Below are 15,029 nucleotides of genomic sequence, written 5' to 3'. Positions count from 1 at the left end.
GGCAGATGGCTGAACAACAGACCTGGATTGACGTACTGCGCGCGAAGCTGGGCGAACGCCTGGACGGAGTGCGGGTGGTCAACGGCGAGGCAACCATTGAAGTACCGGTGGACGCCTGGCGCGAGATCGCCGAGACCCTGCGCGACGACGAGGATTTCGGATTCGACATCCTGATCGACCTGTGCGGGGTGGACTATCTCGAGTACGGACAGACCGAATGGGCCACCGATGATGCCTCCAGTGAGGGCTTCAGTCGGGGCGTCCAGCCCGCCACCTCCGGCCGGTTCACCTTCGATGATGCGCCCGGTGAGTCGCGCTGGGAAGGGCCGCGTTTTGCCGTGGTGGTGCACCTGCTGTCGGTGCAGAACAATCGTCGCCTGCGCATGCGTGCCTGGCTGCCGGATGACGAATTCCCGGAGCTGGAGTCGCTGGTGGACGTCTGGGCGTCGGCCAACTGGTTCGAGCGCGAGGCCTTCGATCTGTTCGGGATCCTGTTCTCGGGACATCCGGACCTGCGTCGTATCCTGACCGACTACGGTTTTGTCGGCCATCCGTTCCGCAAGGACTTCCCGCTGATCGGGCACGTAGAGATGCGCTACGACACCGAGCAGGCTCGCGTGGTGTACCAGCCGGTGACCATCGAGCCGCGCGTGCTGGTGCCGAAGGTGATCCGCGACGACCATCGCTACACCGATGGCGACGCGCCGGCGGAAGGAGCCGATCATGCCTGAGATTCGCAATTTCACCCTGAACTTCGGCCCCCAGCATCCGTCCGCGCACGGGGTGCTGCGGCTGGTCCTGGAGATGGACGGCGAGGTGGTACAGCGCGCCGATCCGCATATCGGCCTGCTGCACCGCGGCACCGAGAAGCTGGCCGAAAGCAAGCCGTACAACCAGTCGATCGGCTACATGGATCGTCTCGACTACGTATCCATGATGTGCAACGAGCACGGTTACGTGCTCGCCATGGAGCGTCTGCTCGGGATCGAGGCGCCGCTGCGGGCGCAGTACATCCGGGTGATGTTCGACGAGATCACCCGCATCCTGAATCACCTGATGTGGCTGGGTGCGCACGCCCTGGATATCGGCGCGATGACGGTGTTCCTGTACGCGTTCCGCGAGCGCGAGGACCTGATGGACTGCTACGAGGCGGTCTCCGGCGCGCGCATGCACGCCACTTACTATCGGCCCGGCGGGGTCGCCCGCGACCTGCCCGGCACGATGCCGAAATACCAGCCCTCGGCCTGGAAGTCGCAAGAAACGGTCGACGAGCTGAATGCCAATCGGCAGGGCTCGCTGCTGGACTTCATCGAGTCGTTCACCGAACGGTTCCCCGGGTGCGTGGACGAATACGAGACCCTGCTGACCGACAACCGTATCTGGAAACAGCGTACGGTCGGTATCGGCGTGGTGGATGCCGACCGGGCGAAGCAGCTCGGATTCACCGGGCCGATGCTGCGCGGATCCGGGGTGGAATGGGATCTGCGCAAGAAGCAGCCCTACGAGGTCTATGACCAGCTGGATTTCGACATCCCGATCGGCGTCAACGGCGACTGCTATGACCGTTACCTGGTACGCATGGAAGAAATGCGCCAGTCCAACCGCATCATTCGGCAGTGCGTCGACTGGTTGCGCAGGAACCCCGGTCCGGTGCTGCTGGAGGATCACAAGATCACGCCGCCGAAGCGCGAAGAGATGAAGGCGGACATGGAATCGCTGATCCATCACTTCAAGCTGTTTACCGAAGGGATGTGCCTGCCGGAGGGCGAAGCCTACGCCGGCATCGAGCATCCCAAGGGCGAGTTCGGCTGCTATCTGGTGTCGGATGGCGCCAACAAACCGTATCGCCTCAAGGTGCGCCCGCCGGGCTTTGTCCACCTTTCCGCCCTGGACGAGATGGCGCGCGGCCACATGCTGGCCGACGTCGTGGCCATTATCGGAACCCAGGATATCGTCTTCGGGGAGATTGATCGCTGATGGCTGCCGAACCCAAACCCGTTGCCTTTCACAAGCCGGCCACGCACAAGGTCGACCTGAGCGACCACGAGCGCGAGGAGATCGATCACTGGCTGGCCCGCTATCCCGAGGACCAGAAGCGCTCGGCGGTACTCGCCGCACTGCGGGTGGTCCAGCATGAGGACGGCTATGTCTCCACCGCGAAGATGGACGCGGTTGCCGACTACCTCGGGCTGCCGGCCATCGCCGTTTACGAGGTGGGTTCGTTCTATTCCATGTTCGAGCTCGAGCCGGTGGGCAAGCACACCATTGCGGTGTGCAACAACATCTCCTGCAGTCTGCGCGGCTCGGCCGGGATTATCGAACATCTGGAGAACCGGCTCGGCATCACCCTGGGCGAAACCACGCCCGACGGGAAGTTCTACCTGAAGAAGGAAGAAGAATGCCTCGCCGCCTGTTGCGGGGCTCCGATGATGCAGGTGAACCACGTCTATTACGAGAATCTGACGCCGGAGCGCGTGGACGAGATTCTCGACGGCCTGGAGTCCTGAAGCGATGGCCAACCAGATCTGTTTTGCGACCCGCTACCTGGACAACCCGTCGTCGCTCGAGACCTATCGCAGCGTCGGCGGCTACCAGGCGCTGGAAAAGGTGTTCGGCGGCAAGATGGCCGCGGAAGACGTGATCGAGGAGGTCAAGACCTCCAACCTCCGCGGCCGCGGTGGCGCGGGGTTCCCGACCGGGATGAAATGGTCGTTCATGCCGCGCAATTCCCCGGGCCAGAAATACATTGTCTGCAACTCGGACGAATCCGAGCCCGGTACCTGCAAGGATCGCGAGATCCTGATGTACAACCCGCATGCGCTGATCGAAGGAATGGCGATCGCCGGTTACGCGATCGGCGCAACCGTGGGATACAACTACATGCGCGGCGAGTTCATGGACGAGGTCAATACGCGCTTCGAGGCCGCCCTGAAGGAGGCCTACGAGGCCGGCTACCTCGGGCGTGACATCCTTGGCTCGGGTGTGGACTTCGATCTGTATCCGACGCTGGGCGCGGGCGCCTATATCTGCGGCGAGGAAACCGCGCTGCTGGAGTCGCTCGAGGGCAAGAAGGGGCAGCCGCGCTTCAAACCGCCATTCCCCGCGAATTTCGGGGTCTACGGGAAGCCGACGACGGTCAACAATACCGAGTCGCTCGCCTCCATCCCGTCGATCATTCGTAATGGCGGCCAGTGGTTCGCGGACCTGGGCGTGCCCAAATCGGGCGGCGAGAAACTGTTCTCGGTGTCCGGACACGTCAACAAACCCGGCAACTTCGAAGTGCCCCTGGGCATGCCGTTTCGCGAGCTGCTGGAGATGGCCGGTGGCGTGCTCGATGGCCGCCAGCTCAAGGCGGTGATCCCGGGCGGCTCGTCCGTGCCGGTCGTGCCGGGCGACACGATGCTGCAGACCAACATGGACTACGACTCCATTACCCAGGCCGGATCCATGCTCGGCTCCGGTGCGGTGATCGTGATGGACGAGACCACCGACATGGTGAAGGCGCTGCAGACCATCGCGCGCTTCTACTATTCCGAATCCTGCGGTCAGTGCACGCCGTGCCGCGAAGGCACCGGCTGGCTGTACCGCATGCTGACCCGCATCGTCGAAGGGAAGGGTCGTCCCGAGGACCTGGAACGCCTGGACGACGTCGCGAGCAAGATCGAAGGGCACACCATCTGCGCCCTCGGGGATGCCGCCGCGATGCCGGTGCGCAGTTTCGTGAAGCATTTCCGTCACGAATTCGAACACTACATCCAGCACGGCCGGAGCCCGGTGGCCAGCGCCGCCTGATCGCCCCGTCGCGCACACGCAGCAGGAATCGAACATGAGTCAGGATCAGCCACAGGATCTGGTCACCGTCGAGATCGACGGGCAGACCTTGCAGGCGCCCAAGGGCACCATGCTCATCGAGGTTGCGGACGAGGCCGATATCCGGATTCCGCGCTTCTGCTATCACAAGAAACTGTCCGTGGCCGCCAATTGCCGGATGTGCCTGGTGGAGGTCGAGCGAGCGCCCAAGCCGCTGCCGGCCTGTGCCACGCCGGTGATGGACGGCATGAAGGTGTACACGCAGTCGCCCCTCGCGATTTCCGCGCAGAAGGGCACGATGGAATTCCTGCTGATCAATCACCCGCTGGATTGCCCGATCTGTGATCAGGGCGGCGAGTGTGAACTGCAGGACGTGGCCATGGGGTATGGCGAGTCCGTTTCGCAATACACCGAAGCCAAGCGGGTCGTGCACGACAAGGATATCGGTCCGCTGATCGAGACCGAGATGACCCGCTGCATTCACTGCACCCGCTGCGTGCGCTTTGGCGAGGAGATCGCGGGCGTACGCGAACTGGGGGCGACGGGGCGCGGCGAAGACATGCGGATCGGTACCTATGTCGAGAAGACCATCGCGCACGAGCTCTCCGGGAACGTGATCGATCTGTGTCCGGTGGGCGCGCTCACCGCCAAGCCGTCGCGCTACGGCGCACGCGCCTGGGAATACGCCCAGGCCCCCAGTATCGCCCCGCACGACGCGGTGGGTTCGAACATTGCCGCCCATACCTATGACGGGCGCGTGATGCGGGTGGTCCCGCGCGACAACGAAGCGGTCAACGAGACCTGGATCTCGGACCGGGATCGTTTCTCCTACGCGGGGCTGTATGCCGAGGACCGCGTGACCACTCCGCGCATCAAGCGCGACGGGCAGTGGCAGGACGTGGACTGGGAGACCGCCCTGCAGCATGCGGTTGAAGGCCTGCGCAAGGTGGCCCCGGAGCGGATCGGCGGGCTGTTTTCCCCGTCGCTGTCGCTGGAGGAACACTACCTCGGCCAGAAACTGCTGCGCGGGCTGGGCGTGCGTGACATCGACCACCGCATGAGCCAGCAGGATTTCCGCGACGATGACGCCGCGCCCCTGTTCCCCTGGCTGGGCAGCCCGATCGCCGATCTGGACCGTGCTGATGCGATCCTGCTGGTCGGCACCAATCCGCGGCGCGAGCAGCCGCTGCTGGCGCATCGCCTGCGCAAGGCGGCGCTCAACAACGATGCCCGGGTCACGCTGGTGCATAACCAGCTGCTGGACCTGACCTACCCGGTGGCGGCCCAGCTGGTCGGCAACGAACACGACCAGGTCATGGCCCTGGCCGGGATCGCCGGCCGCATCGCGGCCGCCGGCGAGGGCCTGCCCCCGCGCCTCGAGAAGATTGTGAAGGCCGCCGAGAGCGACGATCCGGACACCCGCGAAGCGTTCGAGCGGGCGGCGCGCTCGCTGCTGGACGGCGAACAGGGCCACGTGCTGCTGGGTGCCGACGCGATGGCCAGCCCGGCGTTTGCGACCCTGCGGGCCCTGGCCGGCTGGATCGCCCGCCATACCGGCGCCCGTCTCGGGTACATGTCCGAGGGCGCGAATGCTGCCGGTGCCTGGCTGGCCGGGGTGCTGCCGCATCGCGGCGTGGCCGGTCAGGAGCCGGAGGTCGGCGGATGCCCGGCGCCGCAGATGCTGACCGAAGGCCGCGACGCGTTCGTCGTTGCCGGGCTCGAACCCGACCGTGACGGGCATGATCCGGTCGCTTTCCAGCAGGCACTGCGCGACGCGGGTTTCGTGGTCGCACTGACCGCGTTTGCCGACCCCGAATTGCAGGCATCGGCCGATGTTCTGCTGCCGGTCGCGACCAGCTTCGAATCTTCCGGGACCTTCGTGAATGCGGAAGGACGCTGGCAGAGCTTCCGCGCGGCGAGCCGCGCCCCGGGCGAGGCCCGTCCCGGCTGGAAGGTCTGGCGCGTCCTGGGCAACCTGTTCGGGCAGAAGGGCTTCGATTACCTCGATTCGCCCGCGGTGCGCGACGAGCTGAAGGGCCTGCTCGCGGATGTCAGCTTCGACAACACGGTCAACCTGAACCGGGTGCACGTCGAGGAGCCGGAAATCGCTGACCCGGGCAAACGGGGCTTGCGGCGCATGGCCTCGCGTTCGCTGTACGCCGGCGATGCGCTCGTGCGTCGCGCCGAACCGCTGCAGCGCAGCCCCGAAGGTCAGCTCGCGAACGCGGTGCAGGTTCACCCCGACTCGGCCGGCGGGATCCCCGACGGCAGTCGCGTCCGGGTGCAGCAGGGCCGGGCCGAGGCCGAACTGACGCTTGTGCTTGACGATTCCGTACCGCCGGGCCTGGCCATCACCCTCACCGGTGGTGCCGCCGCCCCGCTTGGTGCCCCGGGCGAGCCGGTGACGCTCGCACGCGCCTGACAAGGGACTGAACCATGTTCGACTGGATTCTCAACCTGTTCCATTCGCTGCCGACGGTGATGCAGATCCTGATCGCCATCCAGCTGATCATCATCCCGTTGATGCTGGGGGTCGCCTATCTGACCTTTGCCGAGCGCAAGATCATCGGCTATATCCAGGTGCGCGTCGGGCCGAATCGCGTGGGGCCGCGCGGCTGGCTGCAGCCGATCGCGGACGGGCTCAAGCTCCTGCTGAAGGAGGTGATCGTCCCGTCGAATGCCAATCGCTTCCTGTTTCTCAGCGCCCCGGTGCTGACCATCGCCCCGGCGCTGGCGGCCTGGGCCGTGATTCCGTTCTTCGAGGGCGGGGCGCTGGCCGACGTGAACGCGGGCCTGCTCTACCTGCTGGCGCTGACCTCGCTGGGCGCCTACGGGATCATCATCGCCGGCTGGGCCTCCAACTCGAAGTATGCGCTGATGGGCTCGCTGCGCTCGGCCGCGCAGCTGGTGTCCTACGAGATCGCGATGGGCTTCGCGCTGGTGGGCGTGTTGATGGCGGCGGGCTCGATGAACGTCGGCGAGATCGTCCAGGCCCAGTCGGGCAGCATCTACCACTGGTTCCTGCTGCCGTTGCTGCCGTTGTTCTTCGTGTTCTTCATTTCCGGGGTCGCCGAGACCAACCGTGCGCCTTTCGACGTGGCCGAAGGGGAATCCGAGATTGTTGCCGGCTTCCACGTGGAGTACTCCGGGATGGCATTCGCGGTGTTCTTCCTTGCCGAATACGCGAACATGATCCTGGTATCCGCACTGACGGCCGTCCTGTTCCTGGGGGGCTGGCTGTCGCCGTTCCAGGGCATCCTGCCGGCAGCAATGTTTGACTGGCCGGTGCTGGGCACCCTGCTGGGTGACGGTCTGCACTGGTTCCTGATCAAGACGGCGCTGTTCCTGTTCATCTTCCTGTGGCTACGTGCCACCTTCCCGCGCTATCGCTATGACCAGATCATGCGCCTGGGCTGGAAGGTGCTGATCCCGGTCACCATCGTATGGCTGTTCGTGCTGGGCGCGTTCGTCGCGTTCGACGTCGGCCCGTGGTTCGCGTAAGGAGTTCGCCATGAAATCCGTGCGTCATTTCTTCAAGAGCTTCCTGTTCTTCGAGCTGCTTCTCGGCATGCGGCTGACCGGTCGGTACCTGTTCCGGCGCAAATTCACCGTGCAGTACCCGGACGAGAAGACCCCGATGTCGCCGCGTTTCCGCGGATTGCACGCGCTGCGCCGCTACCCCAACGGGGAAGAACGCTGCATCGCCTGCAAGCTGTGCGAGGCGGTGTGCCCGGCGCTGGCGATCACCATCCATTCGGAGGAGCGCGAGGACGGGACGCGGCGCACTTCGCGCTACGACATCGACCTGTTCAAGTGCATCTTCTGCGGATTCTGTGAAGAGGCCTGCCCGGTCGATTCCATCGTCGAGACGCACATCTTCGAATACCACTTCGAAAATCGGGGCGAGCAGATCATGACCAAGGACAAGCTCCTGGCGATCGGCGATCGCTTCGAGAAGGAGATCGCCGAAGCGCGCGCGATCGACGCCCCGTACCGGTAATCAGGGACGCAACGATGACCTTCGAGCTCTTATTGTTCTATGTTTTTGGCGCGATCCTGCTGGGCGCGGCGCTGGCGATGATCAGCGTGCGCAACCCGGTGCATGCCGCGCTGTTTCTGGTGGTCTGTTTCGTGTCCGCAGCGGCACTCTGGCTGATGGCGGAGGCCGAGTTCCTCGGTCTGGTGCTGGTGCTGGTTTACGTGGGAGCGGTGATGGTGCTGTTCCTGTTCGTGGTGATGATGCTCGACATCAACATGGCGAAACTGCGCGAGGGTTTCAGTGAATACCTGCCGGTGGGCCTGGTGGTCGCCGCGGCCATGGCCACCGTGCTGGTCCTGGTGATCACGCGTTACATCACCATGGAAGCCCCCGAGCGGGCCGGGCCCGAATATGCGAACACCGAGGCATTGGGCGCGATCCTCTACACCGAATACGTGTACTCGTTCGAGATTGCCGCCGTGATCCTGCTGGTGGCGATCATCGCGGCGATCTCCCTGACGATGCGGCGGCGGCCGGACAACAAGCGGATCGATCCGGCGCGCCAGATCGAGGTCTCGCGCGAGGGACGCGTGCGCATGGTGTCAATGAAGTCCGAAGACAAGGCGCGTGACAGCCGCGGGGCGGAACGCGACGACGACCCGAACCAGGAATGACGCCGGCGCGCGCCGGTGCCTAACCACCGCGGGGCGGGCTTGTCCGTCCCCCAAAGGAATTCAGGGCCAGACAATGATTACGCTAGAGCACTACCTGGTGCTGGCCGCGCTGCTGTTTTCGATCAGCGTGGCCGGGATCTTCCTGAACCGAAAGAACGTGATCGTGCTGCTGATGTGCATCGAGCTGATGCTGCTGGCGGTGAACATCAACTTCATTGCCTTCTCGTTCTTCCTGCAGGATCTGGCCGGGCAGGTCTTCGTGTTCTTCATCCTCACCGTCGCCGCGGCCGAGGCCGCGATCGGGCTGGCCATCCTGGTGTTGCTGTTCCGTAACCGCGGGACGATCAACGTCCAGGATCTGGACGAAATGAAAGGATAACGGGCCATGGATACGATCTATCTCCTTATTGTCCTGGCGCCACTGGCGGGCGCGATCGTCGCCGGCCTGTTCGGGCGTCAGATCGGCCGGGTGGGCGCGCACAGCGTGACCATCGCCGGGGTGGCCATCTCGTTCCTCCTGTCCGTGGTGGTGTTCTATCAGCACGTATTTGGCGGAGCGGGGGTGTACAACGAGTCGGTGTACACCTGGCTGGTTTCGGACGGCATCCGTTTCGAGGTCGGATTCCTGGTCGATAACCTGACCGCGATGATGATGCTGGTCGTGACCTTCGTGTCGCTGATGGTGCACATCTACACCATCGGCTACATGCAGGACGACCCGGGCTACCAGCGCTTCTTCGCGTATATCTCGCTGTTCACCTTTTCCATGCTGATGCTGGTGATGGCGAACAACTTCATGCAGCTGTTTTTCGGCTGGGAGGCCGTGGGGCTGGTCTCCTACCTCCTGATCGGCTTCTGGTACAAGCGCCCGACCGCGATCTACGCGAACATGAAGGCGTTCATCGTGAACCGCGTGGGCGACTTCGGTTTCCTGATCGGGATTGCGGCGCTGGTGTTCTACACCGGCAGCCTGAACTACAGCGAGGTCTTCGCCGAAGGCCAGGCGATGAGCGAGGCGACCATCACCATCTGGCCGGGCTGGACCTTCGGCCTGCTGGATCTGGCGCTGATCTTCCTGTTCATCGGTGCGATGGGTAAATCCGCCCAGGTGCCGCTGCACGTGTGGCTGCCGGATTCGATGGAAGGCCCGACGCCGATCTCGGCGCTGATCCACGCGGCGACCATGGTGACCGCGGGCATCTTCATGGTGGCGCGCATGTCGCCGCTGTACGAGTTCTCGGTGCCGGCCCTGTCGTTCATCCTGATCATCGGCGCGATCACCGCGTTCTTCATGGGTCTGATCGGCCTGGTGCAGAACGACATCAAGCGCGTGGTCGCGTATTCCACGCTGTCGCAGCTCGGATACATGACCGTGGCCCTGGGGGCCTCGGCCTACGCCGCCGGCGTGTTCCATCTGATGACTCACGCGTTCTTCAAGGCGCTGCTGTTCCTGGCCGCCGGCTCGGTGATCATCGCGATGCACCACCTGCAGGACATGCGCGCGATGGGCGGGCTGCGCCGGCATATGCCGATCACCTACGTGACCGCGCTGATCGGGTCGCTGGCGCTGATCGGGTTCCCGTTCTTCTCCGGCTTCTTCTCCAAGGACGCGATCATCGAGGCGGTCGGGTATTCGGAGATCCCGGGGGCGACCTTTGCCTACTGGATGGTGCTGCTGGGCGTGTTCGTGACCGCGCTGTACACCTTCCGCATGTTCTTCATGGTGTTCCACGGGGAGGAACGCTACGACCAGGCGCATCACTACATGCCCGACCACGGGGATGGCGAGGACCACCATCACCATGGCACGCCGCATCCGCACGAGACCCCGTGGGTGGTCACCCTGCCGCTGATCCTGCTGGCGATCCCGTCGGTCGTGGCCGGCTACTTCATCGGCCCGATGCTGTTTGGCGATTTCTTCGCCAATTCGATCTTCGTCAGCGAGGCGAAGGACGTGCTGGCGCAGAAGGGCGAGAGCTATACCGGGGTGTTCGGGTTCGTGCTGCACGGGCTCGTGGCGCCGGCGTTCTGGTTCGCGATGGCCGGACTGGCGACCGCCTGGTACCTCTACATCAAACGGCCGGATCTGCCGGCCGTGATCGCAGACCGTCTGCGGCCGGGCGTGCGCATCCTCGAGGACAAGTACGGGTTTGACCGCTTCAACGACTGGTTCTTCGCCGGTGGTACGCGGCGCCTCGGGCGCTGGCTGTGGCGCTATGGCGACGCGATGATCATTGACGGCTGGCTGGTCAACGGCGCCGCGCGTTCGGTGGGCTGGGTGTCGGCCCGGGTGCGCCATGTGCAGTCCGGCTTCCTCTATCACTATGCATTCGTGATGATCATCGGGCTGCTGGTCCTGATGTTCGCCTACGTGATCTGAGGGGTTTCGACGATGACCGCTGCGAAGCCCACCGCTGTTTCAAGGAACGACCATGTTTGCTGACTGGCCCATTCTGAGTCTGTTGATCTGGCTGCCGATCCTCGGTGGCTTCCTGACGCTTGCCGCCGGGCGTGACGCGCCGGTGGTGGCCCGGCGCCTGGGCCTCAGCGTGGCCGTGGCCACTTTCGTGGCAAGCCTGCCGCTGTGGTTCATGTTCGAGCGCGGCACCGCGGAGATGCAGTTCCAGGAGGTGGCCTCCTGGATCCCGGCGTTCAACGTGAACTATCACCTCGGGGTCGACGGCATCTCCATGCCCCTGATCCTCCTGACCACGCTGATCACGGTGGTCGTGGTCATCGCCGCATGGGAGTCGGTGAAGGATCGTATCGCCTACTACCTCGCCGCGATGCTGGTCATGGAAGGACTGATGATCGGCATGTTCGCGGCGATGGACGCGGTGCTGTTCTACGTGTTCTTTGAGGCGATGCTGATCCCCATGTTCCTTGTCATCGGGATCTGGGGCGGGCCGCGCCGCGTGTACGCGACGATCAAGTTCTTCCTCTACACCTTCCTCGGGTCGGTGTTCATGCTGGTCGCACTGATCTGGATGTACATCCAGTCCGGCAGCTTCCTGATCCAGGACTTCCATGCGCTGCAGATCGGGATGACCGCGCAGATACTGATCTTCCTCGCGTTCTTCCTGGCGTTTGCGGTCAAGATCCCGATGTTCCCGGTGCATACCTGGCTGCCGGATGCGCACGTCGAGGCGCCGACGGGGGGGTCGGTGATCCTGGCGGCCATCATGCTGAAGATCGGCGGCTACGGCTTCCTGCGTTTCTCGCTGCCGATCACGCCGGATGCGTCCGCGGTGCTGGACACGCTGATGATCGTGCTGTCGCTGATCGCGGTGGTGTACATCGGGGTGGTGGCACTGATCCAGAGCGACATGAAGAAGCTGATCGCGTACTCGTCGATCGCCCACATGGGCTTCGTGACTCTGGGCTTCTTCCTGGCGTTCTACATCTACTCGAATACCGGCGACTGGCAGGGCGCGTCGCTGGGTATCGCCGGCGGCATGGTGCAGATGATCTCGCACGGCTTCATCTCTGCGGCGATGTTCCTCGCGGTGGGCGTGCTTTACGACCGGCTGCACAGTCGGCAGATCGCGGATTATGGCGGCGTCGTCAACACCATGCCGTGGTTCGCCGCGTTCTTTGTGCTGTTCGCGATGGCTAATACCGGTCTGCCGGGCACCTCGGGCTTCGTGGGTGAATTCATGGTGATCCTGGCTGCCTTCAAGGCCGATTTCTGGATTGCCTTCCTCGCCGCGACCACGCTGATCCTGGCGGCGGGGTACACCCTGTGGCTGGTCAAGCGCGTGATCTTTGGCACCGTGGCCAACGAGAACGTGGCCGGCCTGTCCGACATGAACCGGCGCGAATTCTTCCTGATGGGGCTGCTGGCGTTTTTCACGCTGCTGCTGGGCGTGTGGCCGGCACCGCTGCTGGAAGTGATGAACGCGACCATCGACAACCTCGTGGCGCATATCGCGCACTCGAAGCTCTGAACGGACGCCTGACATGAATTTCGAGATTCCTGCCTTTCTGCCCGCCGTTCCCGAGATGTTCGTCCTCGGGATGGCGTGCTTCATCCTGATACTGGATGCGTTCCTGCCGGATTCGCGCCGCGACATCACCTACGGCCTGGTGCAGGCCACGCTCGCGGGTGCCGCGGTTCTGACGCTGTGGCTGGCGGGCCCGGAAGTGGTGCTGACCTTCAGCGACAGCTTCATCAAGGACCCGATGAGCGACGTGCTGAAACTGGCGGTGTACGTCACGAGCTTCTTCGTCTTCCTCTACTCGCGGCCGTATCTGATGGCGCGCGACATCCACAAGGGGGAGTTCTACATCCTCGGGCTGTTCGCGGTCCTGGGGATGATGATCATGATCTCGGGGCACAATCTTCTGGCCCTGTACCTGGGCCTGGAACTGCTGTCGTTGTCCTCGTATGCGCTGGTGGCGTTCTGGCGCGACAACACCCGGGCCAGCGAAGCCGCGATGAAGTACTTCGTGCTGGGGGCGCTGGCGTCCGGGCTGCTGTTGTACGGCATGTCCATGATCTACGGCATGACCGGCTCGCTGGATATCGCCGTGATCGCCTCCGAACTGACGACGGCCGATGAAGCCCTGAACGTCCCGCTGGTGTTCGGTCTGGTGTTCCTGGTGGTGGCGATCGCGTTCAAGCTGGGGGCGGTGCCGTTCCACATGTGGGTGCCCGACGTCTATGACGGGGCGCCGACGGCGGTGACGCTGTTCATCGCGACCGCGCCGAAGATCGCGGCCTTCGCGTTCCTGATGCGGCTGCTGGTCGAGGGCATGGGACCGATGCACGCGGACTGGCAGGGCATGCTCATCATCCTGACCGTGCTGTCGCTGGCGGTGGGCAACGTGATTGCGATCGCGCAGACCAGCATCAAGCGCATGTTCGCGTATTCGACCATCGCGCATGTCGGCTTCCTGTTCATGGGGATCCTCGCGGGAACCGACTCGGGCTACGCCTCGGCGATGTTCTACGTGATCGTGTATGCGCTTACCGCGGCCGGCGGGTTCGGCATGATCGTGTTCCTGTCGCGCCGGGGTTACGAGGCCGATCGCCTGGACGACTTCGCCGGGCTGGCGAAACGCAACCCGTGGTTCGCGTTCATCATGCTCCTGCTGCTGTTCTCCATGGCCGGGGTTCCCCCGACCGTCGGTTTCTATGCCAAGCTGGCCGTGATTCAGGCAGCCGTGGGTGCGGGCCTGGTCTGGCTGGGTGTGCTGGCGGTGATCTTCAGCATCATCGGGGCGTTCTATTACCTGCGGGTGGTGAAGATCATGTTCTTCGACGAACCGAAGGAGGAAGCCAGCGAACCGGTGCAGCCGTCGGGCGCGCTGGCCACGGCGCTGAGCATCAACGGACTGGCGGTGCTGCTGCTGGGAATTTTTCCGGGCCTTCTGCTGTCCGTTACCCACTACGCCATCGCTGGCTGATCCGACCCGGAGGATGTCTTGAATCAACTGGTCCCGTTTGAAGCCCTGGTCTGGGGGTTTGTGGCGTTTGCCTTCGTCGCCGCCAACCTGCCGTGGCTGACCGATCGCATCGCACTGATGTTCCTCCCGGCGAGCGGGAGCAAGGGAGGCTGGACCCGGGTGTTCGAATGGCTGGTGCTGTTCCTGCTGGTGGGGCTGATCGGCAAGGGTCTCGAGCATCAGGCGACGGGCAGTGTTCATGCACAGGGCTGGGAGTTCTACGTGATCGGGCTGTCGATGTTTGCGGTGTTCGCGATCCCCGGGTTCATCTGGCGGCATGATCTTCGCCCGCATCTGCGTCAGCGGGCGCGCCGTTCGCGGTGATTTCGATCGGGGCTTGCAAGCCGGCCCGCGGCTTGGTAACGTACGTTTTCTCGGATGCGGGGTGGAGCAGTCTGGCAGCTCGTCGGGCTCATAACCCGAAGGTCGCAGGTTCAAATCCTGCCCCCGCTACCAGTTTTCGAAAGGGCCCCTTCGCGGGGCCTTTTTCTTGGGGCCGCGCTCCCGCGCGCCGACAGGCTTCGAGCTGCAGCCTGTTTCCATGACGGAAGGTGTAAAGGGGCGTTCAACGCCCTTTTTTTGTTTCCGGGCTCCGTGCACCGGTGCAGTGGAATCGAGGTCGACAGACATTTGTCCGAGCAGGTTGAACAACTGAAGGCGCTACTGGGACCCGTGGTCGAAGGCCAGGGTTGTGAACTCTGGGGTATCGAACACCATGCGGGTTCGAAGCCGCAGATGCTGCGCATCTATATTGATCGTTCGACCGGCGTGTCCGTGGATGACTGTGCGCGCGTCAGCGAGCAGGTCAGCGCGGTCCTCGATGTGGAAGAGCCGATCCGCGCGGACTACACGCTCGAGGTGTCCAGTCCGGGCATCGAACGTCCCCTGTTTACTCCCGATCAGTTCCGCGATTACGTCGGTCGTGCGGTCAAGGTACGTCTGACCTGGCCGGAACACGGGCGGCGGAACTACCGCGGGCAGCTGCTGTCCGCGGACGACACCATGATCGAGGTGGCCGTCGATGGCACGGCCTACGAGTTGCCGCTGGCCGCGATTCACAATGCGCGCGTGCTGGAAGAAGACCCGGGGACGCAATCATGAACAACCTGATGTCGACA

At 63.9% G+C, this 15,029-nt stretch carries 14 protein-coding genes and 1 tRNA gene; all 15 read left to right on the top strand.

The genetic code is table 11. The features are described from left to right. Positions 1–5 precede the first annotated feature (5 nt). The 15 genes from F790_RS0101730 to rimP all read left to right on the top strand — a co-directional run bounded on the left by F790_RS0101730 (position 6) and on the right by rimP (position 15,012). Positions 6–731: an NADH-quinone oxidoreductase subunit C gene (locus F790_RS0101730; RefSeq protein WP_018869961.1), complete on the top strand. Its 726-nt coding sequence runs from the start codon at positions 6–8 to the stop codon at positions 729–731. Then, positions 724–1,977: an NADH-quinone oxidoreductase subunit D gene (locus tag F790_RS0101725; RefSeq protein WP_019021195.1), complete on the top strand. Its 1,254-nt coding sequence runs from the start codon at positions 724–726 to the stop codon at positions 1,975–1,977. The genes F790_RS0101730 and F790_RS0101725 overlap by 8 nt, the downstream gene beginning before the upstream one ends. Further along, positions 1,977–2,507 (top strand): NAD(P)H-dependent oxidoreductase subunit E, encoded by a 531-nt coding sequence (gene nuoE, locus F790_RS0101720; protein ID WP_019590690.1) that lies wholly within the window; start codon positions 1,977–1,979, stop codon positions 2,505–2,507. Before F790_RS0101725 ends, nuoE begins: the two co-directional genes overlap by 1 nt. Before the next feature lie 4 nt (positions 2,508–2,511). Next, positions 2,512–3,792, top strand: a complete 1,281-nt coding sequence (gene nuoF / locus F790_RS0101715; protein ID WP_019021193.1) for an NADH-quinone oxidoreductase subunit NuoF — start codon at positions 2,512–2,514, stop codon at positions 3,790–3,792. A gap of 34 nt (positions 3,793–3,826) precedes the next feature. Beyond that, positions 3,827–6,232: an NADH-quinone oxidoreductase subunit NuoG gene (nuoG, locus tag F790_RS0101710; protein ID WP_019590689.1), complete on the top strand. Its 2,406-nt coding sequence runs from the start codon at positions 3,827–3,829 to the stop codon at positions 6,230–6,232. Positions 6,233–6,246: 14 nt separating this feature from the next. Next, on the top strand, positions 6,247–7,311 hold the full coding sequence (gene nuoH / locus F790_RS0101705; protein ID WP_019021191.1) for an NADH-quinone oxidoreductase subunit NuoH: 1,065 nt from the start codon (positions 6,247–6,249) through the stop codon (positions 7,309–7,311). A gap of 10 nt (positions 7,312–7,321) precedes the next feature. Then, complete coding sequence (nuoI, locus tag F790_RS0101700) at positions 7,322–7,810, top strand: NADH-quinone oxidoreductase subunit NuoI (RefSeq protein WP_018869955.1); 489 nt, start codon at positions 7,322–7,324, stop codon at positions 7,808–7,810. Positions 7,811–7,824: 14 nt separating this feature from the next. Next, on the top strand, positions 7,825–8,463 hold the full coding sequence (locus F790_RS0101695) for an NADH-quinone oxidoreductase subunit J (protein WP_018869954.1): 639 nt from the start codon (positions 7,825–7,827) through the stop codon (positions 8,461–8,463). Between the two features lie 73 nt (positions 8,464–8,536). Then, the gene (gene nuoK, locus F790_RS0101690; RefSeq protein ID WP_018869953.1) at positions 8,537–8,842 is read left to right on the top strand and encodes an NADH-quinone oxidoreductase subunit NuoK; all 306 of its coding nucleotides are present in this window, start codon (positions 8,537–8,539) and stop codon (positions 8,840–8,842) included. A gap of 6 nt (positions 8,843–8,848) precedes the next feature. Continuing rightward, positions 8,849–10,843, top strand: coding sequence for an NADH-quinone oxidoreductase subunit L (gene nuoL / locus F790_RS0101685; protein ID WP_019569078.1), 1,995 nt, complete (start codon positions 8,849–8,851; stop codon positions 10,841–10,843). A gap of 52 nt (positions 10,844–10,895) precedes the next feature. Then, positions 10,896–12,410, top strand: a complete 1,515-nt coding sequence (locus F790_RS0101680) for an NADH-quinone oxidoreductase subunit M (RefSeq protein WP_018869951.1) — start codon at positions 10,896–10,898, stop codon at positions 12,408–12,410. Positions 12,411–12,423: 13 nt separating this feature from the next. Then, entirely contained in the window at positions 12,424–13,872 is a 1,449-nt protein-coding gene (gene nuoN, locus F790_RS0101675) for an NADH-quinone oxidoreductase subunit NuoN (protein WP_019590688.1), read from the top strand. Between the two features lie 18 nt (positions 13,873–13,890). Then, a complete protein-coding gene (locus tag F790_RS0101670) occupies positions 13,891–14,235 on the top strand; it encodes a DUF2818 family protein (RefSeq protein WP_019590687.1) in 345 nt (114 codons plus the stop codon). Positions 14,236–14,290: 55 nt separating this feature from the next. Then, positions 14,291–14,367, top strand: a tRNA-Met gene (locus F790_RS0101665). Between the two features lie 174 nt (positions 14,368–14,541). After that, positions 14,542–15,012: a ribosome maturation factor RimP gene (gene rimP / locus F790_RS0101660; protein ID WP_018869948.1), complete on the top strand. Its 471-nt coding sequence runs from the start codon at positions 14,542–14,544 to the stop codon at positions 15,010–15,012. The last annotated feature ends 17 nt before the right edge of the window (positions 15,013–15,029 follow it).

Source organism: Thioalkalivibrio sp. ALE20 (assembly GCF_000381405.1).
In the GTDB taxonomy this organism is placed as follows: domain Bacteria; phylum Pseudomonadota; class Gammaproteobacteria; order Ectothiorhodospirales; family Ectothiorhodospiraceae; genus Thioalkalivibrio.
This window is presented reverse-complemented; position numbering and strand designations above follow the sequence as displayed.